A 19366-nucleotide genomic window follows, 5' to 3' on the forward strand; every position below is an offset into this window, starting at 1 on the left:
CTGCCCCGATGCCGTACCCGCATCTCTGGCCGACATCAGGCGGTCGCCGGAAAAAAACTGTGCCTGGGCCAGACCCCCGAAGGCATGTTCAGTGCAACTGCAGTGGGAGCTCACGATGCAGCCTTATGTCATTTGCCACATGATGTCGTCTCTGGACGGCCACGCGCTTACCGATGGTTGGGATCGCCCGTTCAAAAATGCCGCCGGGCAGCTCTATGAAAAACTGGCCAAGACGTATGAATTCGACGCGTGGATATGCGGGCGCGTGACCATGCAGGAGGTGGCGCACGACGAAGGCTACCCGACAGGCCTGGCCAACTCGCCGATTCCCCGGACTGACCATTTCGTTGATCGCAACGCCGCCTCTTATGCCATTTCCATCGACCCTCACGGGAAGGTTGGCTGGAAGAAGAATCAGGCGCTGGGTTCTCACGTGGTCGAGGTGCTGACAGAAGGCGTTTCGGACGATTATCTGGCGTACCTGCAATCCATCGACGTGTCGTACCTGTTTGCAGGCAAAACCGACATCGACCTCAAGAACGTGGTCGATACGCTCCACAAGGAGCTGGGTTGCAAGCGATTGATCGTCGAAGGCGGCCCGCACATCAGTGGCTCGTTCGTGAATGCCGGTCTGGTGGACGAGGTCAGTGTGCTGATTCTACCGCTGGTGGATGGCCGGGGAGCGCACCCGGCATCCTTCGAGATTTCGCCCAGTGCCTGGACGCAACCGGTGCACCTGACCCTGGCGTCGGCCGAGGTGCAGGAAGGCGGCGGAGTGTGGTTGCGTTACCGCCGTGGTTGATCGCTGAGCGCGAAACGAAGCGCAGGCCTGACCGTGATTCTGCCGGTGCCTGACTCAGCGCCGGGCAGTCAACCAAACGGCAGCGGGTCAGCGTGCAGCTTTATCAAGCATCGCCAGCAGCAGAACGTTAGCACCGGCTTCGGCCCAGTGAGGGTGAATGTGTTCGGCTTCGTTGTGGCTCAAACCGTCGACGCAAGGCACAAATATCATCGACGTGGGTGCGACCTTGCTGAGGTAGCAGGCGTCGTGGCCCGCGCCTGAAATCATCTTGCGATGGCTGTAGCCCAACTCAACCGCGGCCCGCTCGACGCTGTCGATGCACGCCGCATCGAAGGCAATGGGCGCGTACTGGAAGATCTGTTTTAACTCATGCTGCAAACCGGTCTTCTCGGCAATGGCAACCACTTCGCGACGCAGTTCCCCGTCGAGGATTTCCAGGACTGCCTCGTTGGGGTGACGGAATTCGACACTGAACAACACGCGCCCCGGCACGACATTGCGCGAGTTGGGGAATACGTTGACCCAACCCACGGTGGCGCGCCCTTCGTCGCCCTGAGCGACACCCATCGCGTTTACCGCTTCGACGACCCGCGACAGGCCGAGCAGGGCGTCCAGCCGATGATTCATCGGCGTTGTACCGGCATGGGCGCTGCGGCCAGTGAGTTCGATTTCATACCAGCGCTGACCTTGCGCACCGGTGACGACGCCAATGGTGATGTCTTCGGCTTCGAGAATCGGGCCTTGCTCAATGTGCAGTTCGAAGGCGGCGTGGATCTCGCGCCCGCCCATGGGCTCGTTGCCCGCGTAGCCGATATCCTTCAGCGCCTCGCCGATGCTGATGCCCTTGGCGTCGGTGCGGGACAGGCCGTATTCGAGGTCGAACACGCCGGTGTAGACGCCGGAAGCGATCATCGCCGGCGCGAAGCGCGAGCCTTCTTCGTTGGTCCAGTTAACCACCTCGATGGCGCGGTCAGTCTGGATGTTGTGATCGTTGAGCGTGCGGATCACTTCAAGGCCTGCGAGCACGCCATAGATGCCGTCAAACTTTCCACCCGCTGGCTGGGAGTCGCCATGGGACCCGGTCAGCACGGGTGACAGACTCTCGTGACGGCCAGGGCGGCGGGCGAACATGTTGCCCATGGCGTCGACGCGCAACGTACATCCCGCTTGCGTGGCCCAACGGGCGAACAGGTCACGGCCGATCCGGTCTTCTTCGGTGAGTGCCAGGCGTGAGACACCGCCTTTGGGCGTGCCGCCGATCTGAGCCATTTCCATCAGCGAATCCCAGAAGCGCGCTGCGTTGATCCGGGGAGAACTCGTCATTGCTCAGGCTCCTGATCCTTGACCTTGTAGCGGAAGTTGCAGTGCGTTGCGCCCTGCATGATGGTCTGGGTGCGCGTGAGCTCGACGTTGGGGTCGTAACCGACGATGAACACTTCGTCGCGGTTGCAGGACAGCAGATGGCCGATTTCGCCAAGGCCCATCTCGTGGTACATCTCGGCGTAGCGGCAGCGGTGCACGTCGTAGTCGTAGTGGGTCGCGTCGCTGGCGATGATTTCCACCTTCAGCGCGTCGTCCTGCTCCCACAACGCTTGCAACGCTACAAAACCCTCCAGGTTCGGTCCCTGGGGTTCGCGGGAAGCGAAGTACTCGCCGGCTTTGACGGCCGCCTGGGAAACGGCTTCGCCAATCACTGCCTGGGCGCTCTCTTTGCCGTAGTCGCGTACCAGGATGTCGTAGATCGGTTTGATGATCTCAGCTTCGATTCGCCGCCGGGCCAGGATGCCCAGTTCACCTTCGACAGCGCTCATGTCAGTTCTCCTCGGTTTACGGTCAGAAAGGGGCGGCCCGTTCGCTGCGGGATCCCCCCTTGTTCTTGCTGCAGCAAAGCATCACGGCTTGCCGAAACGCACACTAGGCAATCATTCTATATTTATCAACTATCAAAAGTTCATAACCTTAAAAGTGGGTGTGATTAGTGAATGTATGCGTTCTTATAGCCGTGGGTCAGGGTTGTTCAGGCGGTTTAATTAGATTTAGACTCAATACATGAATAATACAGAACAGTTGGAAAATGACCCTCCGCTGCGGGCCGTTCGGACTTTTGAGGCGTTCGCGCGACATGGTGGCGTCAATACCGCCGCCCGGGAGCTGGATGTCTCGCCCTCGGCTATCAGCCATCAATTGCGTCTGCTCGAGGCTTTTCTCGGCCAGGCGCTGACCTCACGGCAGGGGCGCAACCTGATCCTGACCGACGAGGGAAGGGAATACTACCGGGCGATCCGTTCGGCATTTTCCGTGCTGCGCAGCGCCACAGAGCATGTTCGGGAAAAGTCGGCGACGCGGCAGGTCACCATCAGCCTGATTCCGATGTTCGGCATCAATCTGTTTATTCCACGGCTCGGTGAGTTTCTTGCCGAGAACACTGGCGTCGACGTCAACGTGACCTACGCCAACCACCGCAGTTACCCCAGCGACGCTGCTGACATTTCCATTCGTTTCGGCAGCGGGCTTTGGGCGGGTTACCACAGCGAGCCGCTCATTCCTGGGGACGTGACGGCGTGGTGCAGTCCGGCCTTTCTGGCGCGTCACGGCAGTATCGATACGCCGCAGGCATTGATCGATCTGCCGTTGCTGCATGACGAGGAGCGCGGCACGTGGGGGCAATGGTTGCAAGCTGCCGGGGTCAGGCACCCGGCAGCGCTGCAAGGACTGCTGTTCGAGGATGGCCAGCTCGCGCTGACCGCTGCACTTAATGGACTGGGTTGCGCATTACTGCGCGAGCCCTTGATCACGCCGCTGCGTGATCGGGGTGAGCTGCTCAAGCTGTTCGACCAGACCCTGGACGACGGTCGCGCCTATTACCTGTGCCGCCGCGCCGATGGCGAGTTGTCCCGCGAAGGGTTGAATCTTTACAGCTGGCTCAAGCGCGTGCTGCTGGCGTGAGGTCCGACAGCAACGCGCTCTTTCCAGACCCTCGCGCTCACATGCAGAATCAGGTTGTGCGAACTTAAGCCTTGCTGAAACGCGATCTTCGTACCCTTAAGGTCAACCACTTGATGCGCTGGGCTGTGCTTTGGCGCCAACAGGGTTTCTGCCTCTTATCGCTGTGACAGCTCCGGTCGCCTGGTCAAGGCCCTCAGGAGAGTTTGTCCGTACAAACCGACGCCCAGCCCTGAGACAATCAGCAGCACGGCGATCACTTTGTTGAGGGACAGTTGCTCATTGAAAATGACAGCCGAGCCAACCAGGCCGAAGACCGGAACCAACAGCGATAACGGTGCGACGGTCGAGACGGGATAGCGCTTCATCAGCGAGTTCCATACCCAGTAACCGAACAGCGTGTTGGGGTAAACCTGAAACAGAATCGACAACACGGCGCGGGCGTCTATCTGACTCACCAGTGCGCGGTAACCGACCGATCCGTTCACCGCGTAATCAAGCGCAAACAGAGGGATGGGCGAAAACGCGCTGGACCACACCAGAAAGGCAAACACCTGTGTGGTCCTGGCTTTCTTGTTGATGACGTTAGCGACGCTCCAGGCCAGCGCGCCCAGCAGCACGAGCATCAGACCGGCCGATGTGACCGTTCCGTCGGCAATGGTGAGGATGCTGAGCAATCCACATGAGGCGATCCCCATGCCCGCGATCTGGTAACGGGAAAGTTTCTCGCGCAATACCCTGGCCCCCAAAAGGAGGGTGAAAAACGCACTGAGCTGAAGGACCAGCGAGGCGATGCCTGCCGACAAGCCTGACTGGATGCCGAGATTGACCACGCCCCACAACCCCACACCGAAGACCAGTCCATAGCCTACGATGTAGCGCCACGGCACATCAGGTTTCGGAATGAAAAAGATGGCGGGAAGGGCGCAGAGTGTGAAGCGAATGCCCGCAAGGATAAAAGGATCGACGGTGGTCAGGCCCAGCTTGATCACTGAGAAATTCAAACCCCAGATGGCCGTGACCGCAATGGCGAGCAACAGGTGGCGGATTTTCATCGGTGTCTTCCTTGATGGGATGTTGAGGAGGTTGCGGGATGACGCGTCAGGTACCAGAGAATCAGCGCGACAGCACTGATGGATGCGCCCAGCAGGCTGACGGCACACCATCCCCAGCGTTCATAGGTCTGGGTTGCCGCCACGGCGCCGAGTGCGCTGCCGATCGAGTAAAAGCCCATGTACGCGCCGACCATGCGGCTCTGGGCGTCAGGGCGCGCGGCAAAGATCAGGCTCTGACTGGTGACATGAACGGCCTGGACGGCGAAGTCGAGCAGGATCACGCCACAGGCAAAGGCGAGCAGTGACGTTTGTGCAAAGCTGATAGGCAACCATGAAAACGTCAGCACGCCCAGTGCAAGTCCGGTGACGCGCTGCCCCGAACCTTGATCGGCCCAGCGGCCGGCTCGTCTGGCGGCCAGCGCACCGGCAACTCCGGCTAGACCGAACAGGCCGATGGCGGTGTGCGACAACGAGAGCGGCGGGGCACTCAAGGGCAGCACCATTGCCGTCCACAACACGGAAAACGCAGCGAAGATGAGCAGGGCCAGCAGCCCTTTGACTCGCAGCAATGGATCGCTGAGCAGCAGCGTGAAAAGGGAGCTGATGAGGCTCAAGTACGTCCCTGGAGGCCTTGGCGACTCGGTGTCAGGGACCTTTTTCCAGAGCACAGCGGCGAGGGTGAGCATCAATCCCGAGGACACGAAATAAACCGCTCGCCAACCGGCCTGATCGGCCACCAGCCCCGAGGCGAAACGCGCCAGCAGAATCCCCAGCACAATGCCGCTGGTCACCGTGCCGACGGTTTGCCCACGTTGTGAGGGCTGGGCGAGCAGGGCGGCATAGGCGACCAGCACCTGAACGACCACTGCCATCAAGCCCACGACGATCATTGCGCCGAGCAGCGCCAGCCACGTTTGCGATGCGCCAACCGCTGCCAGTGCGATAGCCGACAGCACGATCTGACTCAACACCAACCGTCTGCGGTTGACCAGATCGCCCAAGGGGACGATCAGCAGCAAACCCAGTGCGTAACCGGCCTGAGTGGCCGTGACCACGGCGCCGATCAGCCCGGAGGCGATTCCCATGCTCTCGGCCATCGAATTGAGCAACGGCTGGGCGAAATAGACGTTCGCGACCGCCAATGCACAGGTAATCGAAAACAAAAGGGTGAGCCCAGGAGAGAGAGCGGCATGGTTGTGGCCTGCCTTCTGCTCTTGGCCCGATAGCAGCGCCCTCGAGGCGCTTTCGGACAAACATCGTGTGGAGCGTTCCGTCTCAGCTGTCATCTCGCCGTCCATCTCGTTAGACTGGTTGCAATTTGCAACCGAGGCGGATTTTTGCGCAATCCTGTTTCAAATTGCAACCAGAATTGTGAGGGTGTTGATTTGGCTTTTACGCCGAAGGGAAAGAATATGAACGAAGATGATGTGCCTGCAGGCAACGAATGCCCGGTCGCCAGGACGCTTGAAGCCATTGGTGATCGTTGGTCGCTGATGATCATTCGCGATGCGTTCGACGACATTCGCCGGTTCAGCGATTTTCAAAAGAGCCTGGGCATTGCTAGGAATATTCTGGCGGCACGCTTGAAAGCACTGGTCGACGTCGGTGTGTTCGAGGTCTGTCCGGCTTCCGATGGCAGTGCCTACAAGGAGTACGTGCTGACAGAAAAAGGACGCGAGGTGTTTCCGATTGTCGTCAGCCTGCGGCAGTGGGGTGAGCGCTTCCAGTTTGAGCCGCACGAGACCCGCTCGCTGCTGCTGGACAATGCATCCGGCAAGCCGTTGATGACGATGGCGGTACGTTCATCGAGCGGCGAACAGCTCGGGCCTTCTGATTGTCACCGCGTGAGGGTCGTTGCCGAGGACACATGAATCGGCAGACCCGCTGATTGCAACGTGCGCTGGCAGCTCACAACGACGCGCGGATCATCTGCTGCAGCACTTCGGACTGCGCTCGCGCAGAGTGTCTTCTCATAGGCCGAGCGTCATAGCTCCAGATGCAGCGGCGCTGTCCCGGCGGCAGGGACGGCACAGCAGATCAGTGCTTCACCGACGGGGACCTGAAACTCCGGCGGCTGAGCGTAGGTCACCGCGCCTTGCAGAATGTTGGTGCGGCAGGTGCCGCAAGACCCGCCCCGGCAGCCGAAGGGGGGCGCCAGGTCGCGCTGTTCGGCCAGGTCCAGCAGCGAGCCGTCACCTGGATTCCAGCGGGCTTCTTTGGTCGAAGCCATGAACATCACCGGTACTGACTCGCTGGAGATCGGCGCCAGCTCCATCACTGGCGCCGTGTCGCCCATAGAGCGTTGCAGACTCGACGGACCAAACGCTTCGGCGTGGATGCGCGAGTCGTTGATATCCAGTGCCCGCAAGCCGTCATACATCTGTTGCATGAACCCTTGCGGGCCACAGAGATAAAAATCGTAATCATCGAACGGCAGCAGCTCACGCAGCAGACCGACGTTCAGCCGACCCTCCCGCTCGTAATCCACCCCGTGTTCAGCCCCTGTGACGTCACTCAATGCCCGCACGTAGCGCAGCTTGCCCTCCGAGGCGGTGGCGAGGGCGGAGAATTCTTTGTGAAACGCAAGCTGCGCCTTGTTCGACGCCGACTGAAACACCCATGTAGGTCGGTGGTAACGGGTACGCTTGCCCTCGTGAACCAGATGCCGCGCCATCGCCAGTGCCGGTGTCACACCCACGCCTGCCGCGAGCATCACCACCGAGCGGCGGACCGTGGCGTCGACGGTAAAGACGCCCGCCGGGGCGCGGGCTTCGATCAGATCGCCGACCTGCAGGTTGTCGTGCAGGTGCGTGGAAACCACGCCCTCACGTTTGACGCTGATGCGCAGCACATCGTCTGTTGGCGCGCTGGACAGCGTGTAGGTACGCACCACGGGTTTGCCTTGCCCGGCGATGGAGAGGCGGATCGGCAGATGCTGTCCGGCCAGGCGCGCAGGAACACCCACGCCATCATCGGGCAGCAGGTGGAATGAACGAATGGTTTCACTCTCCTGGACGATGTCGACAACCTTGTACGGACGCCAGCTCTGTTGCAGCGCGGCCGCCTTCAGCCGCATGTCCATGTCTTCCCAGCTGCCCGTCATCAGCACGTTAGGCGAAGTGCCGTTTTCCATGTCCACCCAGCGCAACGGCAACCCGCCGGGACGCCGTATCACCCGCTCGGGAAAAAAACGCCACATGCGCTCGGCGCCGATGAAGGCCAGGGTTTGCGCGGAATCGAGAATGACCTCGGTGCGCCCGGTCATCTGCAGCAGGTCGCCCGTGCGCATGTCGACAAAGACCAGGCCCACCCGCGGGTTGATCAGCATGTTGCCGAGGGTGTTGAAGAACAGATTGCCATTGAAGTCCGGCACGGTCAGCGCGCCGTTTTCGTCAACGCTCACGAACCCGGGCTTGCCGCCGCGATGGGAGACATCGACCTGACACTCACCGTCACGCACGACGTATGAGGCGACGTAGAAGGAATCCGCAGCGGTTATCGTTGCAATGTCCTGTTCGTTCAAAGCGGCGGACTGGCTGACTTCGCCCGGCGGCGTATCGTCGAAGGCGTAGCGGCGAAGATGAATGTACCGCGGGCAATTTCCGTAGGATTGCGTCGGTTGAATGTCGAAGGCGACATCACTGCTGCGACGCACTACGCCATTGAGCCGGTTGCGACGTCGGGTGTGCAGTTCCATACCGAGCATGCCGATGCCGTCACCGTCCTCCATCCCCGCATCTGCCGGGTCCGCCGTTTCCCGAGGCAGGTCGAGGACCAGCCGCCGTGGATCGGGCGACTGCATGAAGCCCGGTTGTCCGGCGCGCAGCGTAGCCCAGGGATTGCCCTGCGGATCGACGCTGCCCAGCACCACGAAAGGTAACTGGCAATAGAACTCGCGATGCTGGTCAGGTAGCCAGTCACGGGCCATCTGCTGCTGACCGGGTTTGACCATACGTTCGACTGCGCCGACGCTGCGTTGCAGCCGTAACTCGCCTTCGTGCCAAGGCGACAGTTCGATTTCTTCCGCGGGTGTGTGCATGACGACCATCTCGGCGAGGTGATGAGCCATCCCCCTGCAATGGCGTGGCGGGCAGAATATCTCTCTGCCTTAATTCTGCGTTTCACTGGGTGAAATGATCACCGGTTAGCGATAAAAAGCGCCAGCCCGAATGACCAGGGTATGGATCGACGTGCCGCAAGCCATGTTGGAGGGGTTACCAGCCAGGTCACTATTGCAACGGATGAAATGCTGGATTGTAAACGCTGGTAATTCCGCAGTGTGGCGACGGAGTGGACACTGGTGCCATCGACGCAGCTACCTGAACCCCCACGTTGTTATCGCGCGAAGGCGTCATTCGCAACGAGGTCTTATTCGGAGAATTTCATGGAATTCCTGCTCTATCTTGCCCTTGGCGCATGTGCCGGTGTGCTCGCCGGCCTGTTCGGCGTCGGCGGCGGCCTGATCATTGTCCCGGTGCTTGTTTTCAGTTTCACGCTGCAAGGTTTCGACAGTTCGGTATTGACCCATTTGGCTGTCGGCACCTCACTGGCAACGATCATTTTTACGACCATTTTGTCGGTGCGCGCGCATCATCGTGCCGGGGCCGTGAAGTGGAGAATATTTGGCTGGATGACCATTGGCATTCTGATTGGCGCGGTGCTGGGGTCAGTCACCGCCAGCCGCATTGCGGGGCCCACTCTTCAGAAAATCATTGGTGTGTTCGCCATTGTGATGGCCATCAAAATGGCGTTGGATCTCAAGCCTAAGGTCAGCCGCGAGATTCCGGGCAAACGCGCGTTGGCCGGTGTCGGCGTCCTGATCGGCTGGGCGTCGGCCATCTTTGGAATTGGAGGGGGCTCATTGACTGTGCCGTTTTTGACATGGCGCAGCCTGACGATGCAGCAGGCCGTGGCGACCTCCGCCGCCTGCGGGTTTCCCACAGCTATCGTGGGGACGATCAGTTTCATGGTGCTGGGTTGGCATGATCCGTTATTGCCAGAACACAGCCTGGGATTTGTGTACCTGCCAGCGCTGATCGGCATTGCGCTGACCAGCATGTTCTTCGCTCAATTCGGCGCGAAACTGGCACACAGTCTGTCACCTAAAATGCTGAAGCGATTGTTCGCTTTGATGCTGGTGGTCGTGGGTATCAGTTTTCTTGCCTGAACTGTCCTGTCCACCTGCCACCTGCCTTGAAGGGTGCATGAACCAGGAGGATGCTGGCATGGGTCTCAGTCATCCCTGAACTTGTCTCTGATCGTCCGGTGGAAATGCTCCACCAAAAAGTCGACAAAAACACGGGTCTTGGCAGGCAAGGCTTTGCGGGCAGGAAAATAGACGGATACCGAACCCAGGTCCACGTACCAATCCGGCAATAATCGCGTCAACTCTCCGTTTTGCAGCCATGGCCAGGCGCGATCCACGGGCACCAGCGCCACGCCATACCCCATCCGGGCGCAACTGCACAGCGCCTCTGGGTCGTTCATGATTGCAGCCGGCTCGAGATTCAAATCGAACGTCTCCCCAGCGCTATTACGCAGCGTCCAGGAGCGCAGCCTGCCGGTGTCCGTTGATCGCATGACAACACCGGGCTGCCCCTGTAAATCCGCAGGTGTCAAAGGCAGCGGCCGGCCCTTCAGCCATTCTGGCGAGGCAACCGCCACAAGATGGAGTTTGGCGATCTCCCGCGCGACAACCCCCGGGGACAACTCCATGCCTCCGCCAATGGCGACGTCGAACCCATCACCGATCAAGTCAACCCGGCGGATTTCCAATTGCCAGTCCGGTATCACCGCGGGGTAGCGTTGTTTGAAGAGTTTAAGCATGGGGAGGAGGTGATCGTATGCGAGGGAAGGTGCCACGTTCACCCGTAAGCGACCTGCAGGAACGTCGCGAGAAGCGCCCAGGTGAGCGATTGCTCCCTGAATGGTTTCCAGACTGCCGCGGACTTGGGAATAAAACGCCTCACCCGCTTCCGTCAGGGTCAGGCTTCGCGTGTTCCGGTGGAATAGACGGGTCTCGAGCCTGGTCTCCAGGCGGGCTACATTTTTGCTGACTGCTGCGGCGGAGACGCCCATCTGGCGAGCCGCCTCGGAAAAACTGCCCGCTTCTGCAGCGCGAACGAATGACTCGAGATTCCCTAAGGTTTCCATGAGGTGCTCCAACATTTGGTTGAAGCTGATTCTACCTGTTGAGGACTAATTCATCCCCGGGATTGCCTGCATAGTCCGCCTGTACTTGCTAACCACACAGGCGAATGAGATGAAAAAAATCCTGGTCACTGGCGCTACGGGCCGCCTCGGCAGTGGCGTTCTAGAGTGTTTGATGCAACGCAGCGCGCCAGCCAATATCGTGGCGCTTGCTCGAGACCACCATAAGGCACAAGGGTTGGTCTTGAAGGGCATAGAGGTCCGTTACGCTGACTACAGCAATTACGACACCCTTGTGAGCGCTTTTGAAGGTGTAGACACCATCTACATGGTGTCGGCGGTGGCGTTCACGGACCGGACGGCCCAACACAAAAATGTCATTGACGCCGCGCGTTTTTCCGGCGTTCGTCACGTGATCTACACCAGCATCCAGCGCACCAGTGATGATCTCTGTCCTATTGAAGGCGTGACCGACAGCGACATCGCGACGGAAAGCATGCTGGAAAACTCAGGTATGTTCTTCACCATCGTCAGGCACCCGTTGTACGCCAACGACCTGCCCATGTTCATCGGCGCGCAGGCAGCACTCGAAGGATTTTCTTGCCCTGCGGGTGATGGCCGGATCGCGCTGGCCTGTTATCAGGAACTTGCCGAAGCCAGTGCGGTTCTGTTGAGTCAGGACGGCCATGAAAATCGTCGATATTTGCTGAACAGCGGGCAGGCCTGGTCGTTCAGCGACATCGCTGAAACACTGTCAGGCCTGACGGGGAAACCGATTACCTATGAATCGATTTCCTCTCCCGCCTTCATGCTTGCGCGTGAACGGGAAGGTTGGCCTGCGCACGTGGCTCAGTTTTTGAGTGGTTGGTACGCCGCGATCAAAGCAGGCGCATTTGACGAGAGCAGTGGTGCACTTGAAGAGCTGTTGGGGCGCAAACCAAAACAGCTCGAGTCGCTGCTCAAAGATGCCTTTGGCCTTCAGGGCTTGGCTCTGCTGCCGGACCCTATTTCTGATGGGAAGAGAGGGGAAGAGCGGCCCGTGTTCTGCGACGAACGCCTGCTACAGAAGGGCTGAGCAGGCGAATACACCGAGCGGGGACATTATCCTCGTTCTTTCATAGGCAGACGCTTGATCGAATACGCCCGCTTCTCATCCTCGGAGTTGTAATACACGTTCTGCGTCGTGCTGAGGCTGTTGTGTCGCAGGTCGACTTGCAGGTCCTTCATGTCCCGATGGGGGGCGTCGAACGTGGCCGAGGTGTGTCGTAGCCAATGAAGTGAGGCCGCGCGCAAGCGGGCGACGTCTTCATCGGACCAGCCTTCGGCCTGCATACGCCCGAGTGCGCGGTCAAAGACCTCCTGCAGCAATACCCGGATGTGCCGGTCTGACAAGCCTGCCCGACCTCGCTGGGTTGCAATCAGCGGCGTGGTTTCGCGAAAGCCGGGAAGCGGCGATAAACCTTGATGCACGCGCCAGCGCTTGAGGTAGTTCTCGACGTAGTCATCCCGCACACTGATTTTGCCGGCTTTGTTGCCTTTTCCGACCACGTGATACCACCAGTTTCCGGCACCGTCCTGTCGCAGATCGCCCATGCTCGGCGTCCAGTTGTCCCGCCCGACCAGGTCTGAAACGCGCAGATACATCGCAAAAATCGTCGCCACGATGAACAGCGTTCGCTCATATCTATCATCCTGAGCCGCCATCTGTTCTGCGGTTTCCAGCACGAAATCCCACTGCAATGAGGTCAGAATGCGGGTGTCTTGATCGCCGGTCGTGCGCTGCTTGTATTTGCTCTTCTGTTTAACGGCCCTGAAAGGATTGTGCTCGCAGAAACCTTCATCGATCGCATGCTGAAAAAAGCTTCCGCAGACTGCGAAAATCTGTGCGATCGAGCCCTGTGCAGGTTTGTAATGTTCCTGAAGGAGAGGGCGGCTTTCCTCCGCGGCGCGCTTGCGCTCCTCCTTGGACGCGCACTGGCCGAACGGCTTCCAGTTCTCGTTCAAAACAAAGGTATCGGTGGCGAGCTTCTTGCGCGCACCCAGCCTCGTAAATCGGGATTTGACGACTGGCCCGATCCAGGCAGGATCCGGCGCGAGGCAGAACTCCAGAAACGCTTCGGCATGGGTCCGGCGCATGTCCAGCAGGGGGACCTGCGCTTTGGTCAGTGTCCAGAGCAATAGTCGTTCGACGTGGGTTCGATAGGAGTTGAAGGTGGATTCGTTGCCGGCGTAAGACTTCAAGAAGCTGCGTACCGCACGGTAGCCTTCGAGGGCCTGTATTTCAGCGGGAAAGGCCATCAAATAGTCAGTGACGGCGGGCAACTCTTGTTTGAGCGAGCTGAAGTTGAGCTCACCAAAGCGGGCATAGGTTTCAAACAACGGTTGCGGTGTCGAAGGCGCTGGCATGGGGATCGCTTGGCGGGCATTGGCGGAATGCCGCGTATGATCCTTTCCAGGGCATTGAGATGCAACATCCGGGTCTGACGGCTGCCGGATATTGCATCAAGGTAAAAGATGCCTCATCAGCCCTTGATCCAGGATTTGGTCTCAGGCCAGCATCGACAGCAACCCGCCTTGACGATCCAGTTTTGCCAGGTCGTCCAAGCCGCCGATGTAGGTGTTCTCGATGAAAATCTGCGGGACGGTCCTTCGTCCACTGCGTTTGATCATTTCTTCACGTTTGGCCGGTTGGGTCTGAACGTTGATCTCTTTCATCGAGATGCCCTTGCTGGCCAGCAAGGACTTTGCGCTGCGGCAGTAGGGACAGGTTTCGGTGGTATACAGCGTGACAGTCTTCATACCGGGTCCTCTGTTTTGACTGTGCTCACGCCTCGATGGCTGGGAAGTCGATATCCGTCAGCGCGACGTTGTTCAGGTAGTTGGTCAGTGTCTGCGAGGCAACGTGGGCGATCACTTCGATGATCTTGGCGTCGTCAATACCGGCCGCGCGGGCCACTGCGATTTGTTCGCTGCTCAGGTGACCGCGGGTTTCGGTGATCTGGCGGGCGAGCAGGGCATAGTTGTCGAGCTTTCCTTCACGGGCACTGAGGATCTCTTGATGGCTGAACCCGGTTTTACCTGCGAAGAATGTGTGGGCGGCCAGGCAGTAGTCGCAACCGTTAACCTGGGAGGTGGCGAGGGAAATCGATTCCTTTTCCTCAGCGTTCAGGGACGTTTTGCCCAGCGCAGCAGAGCTTTGTACATAATGGGTCAGTACGGCTGGGGCGTGAGCCAGTACCTGGAACACATTGGGCAAGAATCCGATTTTCTTTTGCACGCCTTCCAGCAGTGGACGGGTGGCATCGGTGGCGTTTTCAAGGCTTACAGAAGTCATGCGGGTCATAATGATTCTCCAGACATTCAGCGCGGCATGCGCTGGGTATGGGGTTCATGCTATAGGCGGTCGCTGGTTAAATGGATGCACATCAGCGTTAATATGCGACCAATCGTCCAAAGTGTAAGCGAGGGTGTTGATGGATCGTCTGTCTACGTTGCTGGCTCGTTTCGGTGTCAATGCCGGAACCTTTTACAGCGGTGCGTTCTGCGGTATCTCGGCCTTCGACGGCGACCAGACCTGTGGCCATCTGCATTTGGTTCAGTCAGGCGAGGTCCTGTTGAAACTGGCCGATGAGCGCGAGTTGTCGATCACTGAGCCGACGCTGATTTTCTTCCCTCGGCCGTACCGCCATCGCTTGTTTGCCAAAGAGGGCTCGGGTGCTCAGTTGGTGTGTGCATCGCTGGACTTCGATGGCGGCTCGGGCAACGCGCTAGCAAGAGCGTTGCCTGACCATCTCATACTCAAGTTGAACGAAATCCCGACCATGGCGAGCACCCTGGACTGGCTGTTCGCCGAGGCTTTTGATGATGTTTGCGGTCGTGACGCGGTGATGGACCGTTTGTTCGAGCTGTTGGTCATCCAGTTGCTGCGCCACATTCTGAGCAGCGGTGACCAGCAACCGGGAATGATGGCCGGTTTAGCCGATGCGCGTCTCTCAAAGCCCATGAGTCTGATGCACGACGCGCCGGGAAAAGCCTGGACGGTGGCTGAATTGTCGGTGGCTGCCAACATGTCGCGCGCCAGCTTCGCCGAGCATTTCAAGCGAGTGGTGGGGCAGGCGCCAGCTGACTATCTCGTGAGCTGGCGCATCAGCCTGGCGCAGAAGCTGCTGCGTGAGGGCAAGCCCATCGCGCTCATTGCAGAGGAAGTGGGGTATGAAAGTCCCTCCGCACTGGCCCGCGCATTTCGCCGAAAAACCGGTGTCAGCCCTCGGGAGTGGCGAGGGTGAAGCCTGTTGCTCAGGCCTGACCGAACGCAGAAGGTGCCGTTCGTGGTGAGCTCAAAGGAACGTATAGCTGTAGTTGAAAATCACCCGCGTCTGGTCGGTGTCGGCTAACGCGGAGCCGTCACTGCGGTACGTGCCGTGGCGGACCGTGGTGCCGAAGCCTTTGAGCGGCCCGTTCTGGATCACATAGTCGACCCTCATGTCCCGCTCCCACTCCTTGTGGTCGCTCCCGTTTCCAATGTCCTTGATGTCGTCGCCTCTGAGGTAGGAGATCGACGCTTTCAGGCCCGGTATACCGATCTTTGTGAAATCGTACGCATACTGCCCGAAATGGGTCTGTTCTCCGGCGCGGGAGAAGTTTGCGACAATGGCGTCCGTAAAGAGGTAGAAGCCCGTCCCCCCATTGCCCTCCGGACGATTGCGCCCATCAACGACGTTGCCTTGGTTAAGCCAGACGAACCCACCGTCATCGCTGACACTCTCGTGGCCCAGCATCAGGGAATGCCCGCCCAGTGTGTAGGTGAACATGGCACTCCAGGTCTTGTTATCGACCTCGCCGGGATTTTTTGCGTAGCCGCCATTGTTGTTGAATCGATACCCGACGTCGCCGTTCTTGCCGTCTGAACGGCTGTCGAAATAACGCAGATCGGTTTTGAACGACTGGTCGGCACCCAAGGGCAGCACGTGCACCAGGCCCAGGAAACTCTGCTTGTAATAGTTCTCGAGCCGGGCGAAATAGTATTGAAGGGTGAGGTCCTTCGTGGCTTTCCAGTCGGCGCCTGCAAAGCGGAAATCGTTGGAGTCCTTGGTGCCGCCGGCCACCGCCAGGCCAGTAGGGTTACTGGTGGCTCGACCCGAGGATTGGTCAATTTTACCGGCGGTGAGTGTCAGCCCTTCGATGTCTTTGGAGGTGACGATGCCTCCGCCAAAATTCTGATAGACCAATCGCGAATCCGTGGCGAGCAATATCGGGAGACTGGGCGTAAAGATATTGCCGACCCCCAGCTCGGTTTTAGATACGCGCGCTTTTAACGTGCCACCTGCCCGACTCCAGGAGTGAACCGCCGAGCCGTCCGAATCACTGGGGAAAAAGGTGTTGGCGTCCGGGTGATGTCCTTTTCCTCCGTCCAGATGGACGGCGACCAGGGACGCAAGGTCCACACCGAAACCCACAGTGCCCTGGGTGAAGCCGGAAATAAATGCGAATTTAAGGGCCGTCGCCGTTTCACGCTGGTCAGCCCCTCCATCTCGGTTGTCGTTGGAGTAATACATGGTTCGGGAGCTGACAGACGTCTGGCTGTCTTCGATGAATCCATGACTTTTCGTATCAGCGGCCGTCGCACCGATCGAGAAACCGGCAAGAATGATCGCGGCGGGCAGGGTCGTTCTTTCCATAAAAGCTCCCGAGGTGTCGGCGCTCGTTGAAAAATGACCCACCCACCTATCTTTTCTAAAATTGACCCGATGCGGATCCCGGATTGGGGCTGGCCACCGGTATTGAGCGTAGCAGCGGCGTGCTGTCCAACCTGGCGGGACGTGCTACCGAATGGCGGAATACTGCATGACGTTTTCGACAAGAATTGCACGTGAGTGAGCACCCGTGCGGGGTCAATACGGCTCGGACGTCCTGACGTAGGGTGGAATGCTGAAGTACGCCATCAGAAAGAGCCGGGCTTGCCCGCACATGTCATCGAGACTGTTTTCCGCTTTTCCCATCCCAACGGTTGCTGCTCAACCTTCGGGTAACTTAGGACCCGCTATGGCGTCTCGTACCACGGCGACTTCAAACAACGGTTTACGCAGCTGCAGGCTCAGTTCGCTCACCTGAGGGCCGAACAACTTATGAGGGGAATAGATAAACGTCTTGTCGGCCATGGTGTCCACCGATCATTCCATTTAATGAAATGCTGGATTGCGATTATTGGTGATTCCGATGTTTCTGATGCGCAGCGATGATGGGCCCAAACTATTAAACGGTTCGCACTCAAATAACACCTGGCGTGCGTGATGTCCCTGAACGCGATCACGTTCTAGTGTCCTATTTGGTCTGGTGAACCGGTCTTTCCTGTTGTGTGCGGTTGCCGCCGGTAAGGCTTCAACGCATCGCTGCAAACCCAGTGCCTGTAGCAACCCTCTTTATTGCGTTTTTTTCAAAGATCCAAAGATGCTCCACGGACGGTCATGTCCACGGCAATGGATCCGTTCATCAAGGGCACACGTTGAGCAGGACGACCTGCGCAGCTGCACGGATGCCGTTCCCCCACACATCAATCGCTGTCCTCTTACCTGACAGGGTCGTTCATGGATCGCTTTCAAGAGATGCAGATATTCACGGCGGTTGCAGAGGAAGAGGGGTTTGCCGCGGCAGCCCGTCGCCTCAATATTTCGCCACCCAGCGTCACGCGGGTCATAGCGGCAATGGAGGAGCGAATCGGCACGCAATTGTTGGCCAGAACCACTCGCAGTCTGCATCTCACCGAGGCGGGGCAACGCTATCTGGAGGATTGTCGGCGCATTCTCGGCGAGGTTGACGAAGCTGAAGAAGCGGCTGCCGGCAGTTACTCGATACCTTGCGGTCACCTCACCGTAACGGCCTCAGTACTTTTTGGAGAGCTTTACATAGCCCCCTTGCTGGCGGGGTATCTTGATCAGTTTCCTTCGGTACATCTCAACGCGATGCTGGTGGATCGCGTGGTGAGTGTGCTCGATGAAGGCATCGACGTCGCCGTCAGAATCGGACACCTTCATGAAAACACCTTGCACGCCATCAAGGTCGGTGAGGTGAGGCAGGTGGTATGCGGGGCTCCGTCGTACTTTGATCGCTACGGCCGTCCTGGCCATCCCGGGGAGCTGGGTTCGTTAAATATTGTGATGTCTTCTGCCAGTCATCTTCTCAGCGACTGGCAGTTTGTGAACGAAGGCAACGACCTCAGTTTTCGTTTTGAACCCCGCTTGGTCGTAACTGCAAATCAAGCCGCGATCAACATCGCATCCATGGGCTGGGGGATCACCCGAGTACTGTCTTATCAGGTCGCAAGTCAGGTCGCTGCCGGAGCACTGGAGATTGTTCTTCAGGATTATGAACCGCCACCGCTGCCGATTCAGATCGTCTACCAAAAGAGTCATCGGGTGCCTGCAAAGGTCCGGACTTTCGTAGAGTTTCTGGTGGAGCGGCTGAGCAGCGATGCGGCGCTTCAACCTAACATCGAAGGTTCGTCCTGATGGATCGTTACCATGAAATGCTCATGTTTGAAGCGCTTTCAGAGCGACCCAGCCTCGCGGCAGCGGCTCGTCGACTCAACGTTTCCGGTCCCACCGTCGTCCGCGCGGTTACACGGCTGGAGGCGCGTCTGGGTGTGCCATTGCTGCAACGAAGCACCCAAGGGGTTGTGCTGACAAAGGCAGGCGCTGCATTCATGGCTGACAGTTCGAGGATCCTTAGGGAAGTCGAAATGGCGGAGGCGTCGGCTAAAGGGCTGCATGTTCAAGCACAGGGCAATCTTACGGTGTTGCTACCCTTGCTTTTCAGCCGTTATGTCATGACCTCGTTGTTGGCGGGATACATGGATGCGTATCCGCAGGTCAAAGTCTTCACGCACTACGATGACCGTTTTCCCAACATGAACGAGGAGGGCATCGACGTTGCAGTGCTCGTGGGGCATCTGCCGAACTCATCGTTGGTGGCGCGCCAGGTGGGCCACGTCCGATCCATCGTTTGCGGCAGTCCAGGCTATCTTGAGGCTCACGGCGAACCCGCCATTCCGGAGGACCTCAAGCGTCACAAGCTAATTGGCACCCAAGCTTCCCGGGGCAGCGTGCATTGGGATTTTCAAGACCAAGGCCAGCATAACAGCATCAAAGCGCGGTCCAGGCTCAGCTGCGCTACTGTTCAGGCGGCCATCGATGCCACGGCTCACGGCGCAGGTCTCACACGCTGCCTGAGCTATCCGCTTTACGAGTATTTTAATAGCGGACGCCTGCAACGTATCTTGCAACCCTTTGAGCTGCCGGCGTTGCCCATCCAGGTGGTTTATCGCGAAAGACGCAAAGCTTCAATGCGCGTGCGCAGCTTCGTGGACTTCATGGTGGAGGGTCTGCGCGAGCATCCGGCGATGCGGCCAGATGCTCTTTGA

General features: G+C 58.8%; 19 protein-coding genes. 8 read left to right on the forward strand and 11 right to left on the reverse strand.

Annotated elements, in window-relative coordinates; genetic code table 11:
• Window positions 1-115 precede the first annotated feature (115 nt).
• Window positions 116-802, forward strand: coding sequence for a dihydrofolate reductase family protein (locus BLS87_RS05150; protein WP_074751373.1), 687 nt, complete (start codon window positions 116-118; stop codon window positions 800-802).
• Window positions 803-889: 87 nt separating this feature from the next.
• Here the strand turns inward: BLS87_RS05150 and BLS87_RS05155 are convergent, their stop codons facing one another.
• Together BLS87_RS05155 and BLS87_RS05160 are read right to left on the reverse strand one after the other, a co-directional pair.
• Window positions 890-2125 carry a Zn-dependent hydrolase gene (locus tag BLS87_RS05155; RefSeq protein ID WP_074750731.1) on the reverse strand — a complete coding sequence of 412 codons (1236 nt, stop codon included), beginning with the start codon at window positions 2123-2125 and terminating at the stop codon, window positions 890-892.
• On the reverse strand, window positions 2122-2613 hold the full coding sequence (locus tag BLS87_RS05160; protein WP_074750733.1) for an L-2-amino-thiazoline-4-carboxylic acid hydrolase: 492 nt from the start codon (window positions 2611-2613) through the stop codon (window positions 2122-2124). Before BLS87_RS05160 ends, BLS87_RS05155 begins: the two co-directional genes overlap by 4 nt.
• Before the next feature lie 238 nt (window positions 2614-2851).
• On the opposite strand from BLS87_RS05160, the gene BLS87_RS05165 reads away from it, so the two are divergent.
• Complete coding sequence (locus tag BLS87_RS05165; RefSeq protein ID WP_074750736.1) at window positions 2852-3748, forward strand: LysR substrate-binding domain-containing protein; 897 nt, start codon at window positions 2852-2854, stop codon at window positions 3746-3748.
• Between the two features lie 155 nt (window positions 3749-3903).
• On the opposite strand, the gene BLS87_RS05170 is transcribed toward BLS87_RS05165, so the two are convergent.
• Window positions 3904-4800 carry an EamA family transporter gene (locus BLS87_RS05170; protein ID WP_074750737.1) on the reverse strand — a complete coding sequence of 299 codons (897 nt, stop codon included), beginning with the start codon at window positions 4798-4800 and terminating at the stop codon, window positions 3904-3906.
• Window positions 4797-6086 (reverse strand): MFS transporter, encoded by a 1290-nt coding sequence (locus tag BLS87_RS05175; RefSeq protein ID WP_074751375.1) that lies wholly within the window; start codon window positions 6084-6086, stop codon window positions 4797-4799. Before BLS87_RS05175 ends, BLS87_RS05170 begins: the two co-directional genes overlap by 4 nt.
• 126 nt (window positions 6087-6212) lie before the next feature.
• Here BLS87_RS05175 and BLS87_RS05180 point away from each other — a divergent pair, with 126 nt between their 5' ends.
• The gene (locus tag BLS87_RS05180; protein WP_074750739.1) at window positions 6213-6671 is read left to right on the forward strand and encodes a winged helix-turn-helix transcriptional regulator; all 459 of its coding nucleotides are present in this window, start codon (window positions 6213-6215) and stop codon (window positions 6669-6671) included.
• Window positions 6672-6784: 113 nt separating this feature from the next.
• Here BLS87_RS05180 and BLS87_RS05185 read toward each other — a convergent pair whose 3' ends face one another.
• Window positions 6785-8839, reverse strand: a complete 2055-nt coding sequence (locus tag BLS87_RS05185) for a 2Fe-2S iron-sulfur cluster-binding protein (RefSeq protein ID WP_074751379.1) — start codon at window positions 8837-8839, stop codon at window positions 6785-6787.
• A 345-nt stretch (window positions 8840-9184) separates the two neighbouring features.
• Between BLS87_RS05185 and BLS87_RS05190 the strand changes: the two genes are divergently transcribed.
• A complete protein-coding gene (locus BLS87_RS05190; RefSeq protein WP_074750741.1) occupies window positions 9185-9967 on the forward strand; it encodes a sulfite exporter TauE/SafE family protein in 783 nt (260 codons plus the stop codon).
• A 65-nt stretch (window positions 9968-10032) separates the two neighbouring features.
• On the opposite strand, the gene BLS87_RS05195 is transcribed toward BLS87_RS05190, so the two are convergent.
• A complete protein-coding gene (locus BLS87_RS05195) occupies window positions 10033-10953 on the reverse strand; it encodes a LysR family transcriptional regulator (protein WP_074750743.1) in 921 nt (306 codons plus the stop codon).
• A gap of 109 nt (window positions 10954-11062) precedes the next feature.
• On the opposite strand from BLS87_RS05195, the gene BLS87_RS05200 reads away from it, so the two are divergent.
• Entirely contained in the window at window positions 11063-12025 is a 963-nt protein-coding gene (locus tag BLS87_RS05200; RefSeq protein ID WP_074750745.1) for an SDR family oxidoreductase, read from the forward strand.
• Between the two features lie 26 nt (window positions 12026-12051).
• Here the strand turns inward: BLS87_RS05200 and BLS87_RS05205 are convergent, their stop codons facing one another.
• The 3 genes from BLS87_RS05205 to BLS87_RS05215 all read right to left on the reverse strand — a co-directional run bounded on the left by BLS87_RS05205 (window position 12052) and on the right by BLS87_RS05215 (window position 14293).
• Window positions 12052-13356, reverse strand: coding sequence for a tyrosine-type recombinase/integrase (locus tag BLS87_RS05205; protein WP_143024300.1), 1305 nt, complete (start codon window positions 13354-13356; stop codon window positions 12052-12054).
• A gap of 141 nt (window positions 13357-13497) precedes the next feature.
• Window positions 13498-13749 carry a glutaredoxin 3 gene (gene grxC, locus BLS87_RS05210; RefSeq protein ID WP_074750747.1) on the reverse strand — a complete coding sequence of 84 codons (252 nt, stop codon included), beginning with the start codon at window positions 13747-13749 and terminating at the stop codon, window positions 13498-13500.
• 25 nt (window positions 13750-13774) lie between these two features.
• Complete coding sequence (locus tag BLS87_RS05215; RefSeq protein ID WP_074750749.1) at window positions 13775-14293, reverse strand: carboxymuconolactone decarboxylase family protein; 519 nt, start codon at window positions 14291-14293, stop codon at window positions 13775-13777.
• A 130-nt stretch (window positions 14294-14423) separates the two neighbouring features.
• Here BLS87_RS05215 and BLS87_RS05220 point away from each other — a divergent pair, with 130 nt between their 5' ends.
• Window positions 14424-15236: an AraC family transcriptional regulator gene (locus tag BLS87_RS05220; protein ID WP_074750751.1), complete on the forward strand. Its 813-nt coding sequence runs from the start codon at window positions 14424-14426 to the stop codon at window positions 15234-15236.
• A gap of 51 nt (window positions 15237-15287) precedes the next feature.
• Here the strand turns inward: BLS87_RS05220 and BLS87_RS05225 are convergent, their stop codons facing one another.
• Together BLS87_RS05225 and BLS87_RS33610 are read right to left on the reverse strand one after the other, a co-directional pair.
• Window positions 15288-16628, reverse strand: a complete 1341-nt coding sequence (locus BLS87_RS05225) for an OprD family outer membrane porin (RefSeq protein ID WP_074750753.1) — start codon at window positions 16626-16628, stop codon at window positions 15288-15290.
• A 336-nt stretch (window positions 16629-16964) separates the two neighbouring features.
• A complete protein-coding gene (locus BLS87_RS33610; RefSeq protein ID WP_208605138.1) occupies window positions 16965-17108 on the reverse strand; it encodes a hypothetical protein in 144 nt (47 codons plus the stop codon).
• Between the two features lie 426 nt (window positions 17109-17534).
• Here BLS87_RS33610 and BLS87_RS05230 point away from each other — a divergent pair, with 426 nt between their 5' ends.
• Complete coding sequence (locus tag BLS87_RS05230; RefSeq protein ID WP_074750755.1) at window positions 17535-18455, forward strand: LysR family transcriptional regulator; 921 nt, start codon at window positions 17535-17537, stop codon at window positions 18453-18455.
• Window positions 18455-19366 carry a LysR family transcriptional regulator gene (locus BLS87_RS05235; RefSeq protein ID WP_074750757.1) on the forward strand — a complete coding sequence of 304 codons (912 nt, stop codon included), beginning with the start codon at window positions 18455-18457 and terminating at the stop codon, window positions 19364-19366. The genes BLS87_RS05230 and BLS87_RS05235 overlap by 1 nt, the downstream gene beginning before the upstream one ends.

The organism is Pseudomonas abietaniphila, assembly GCF_900100795.1.
Classification (GTDB): Bacteria; Pseudomonadota; Gammaproteobacteria; order Pseudomonadales; family Pseudomonadaceae; genus Aquipseudomonas; species Aquipseudomonas abietaniphila.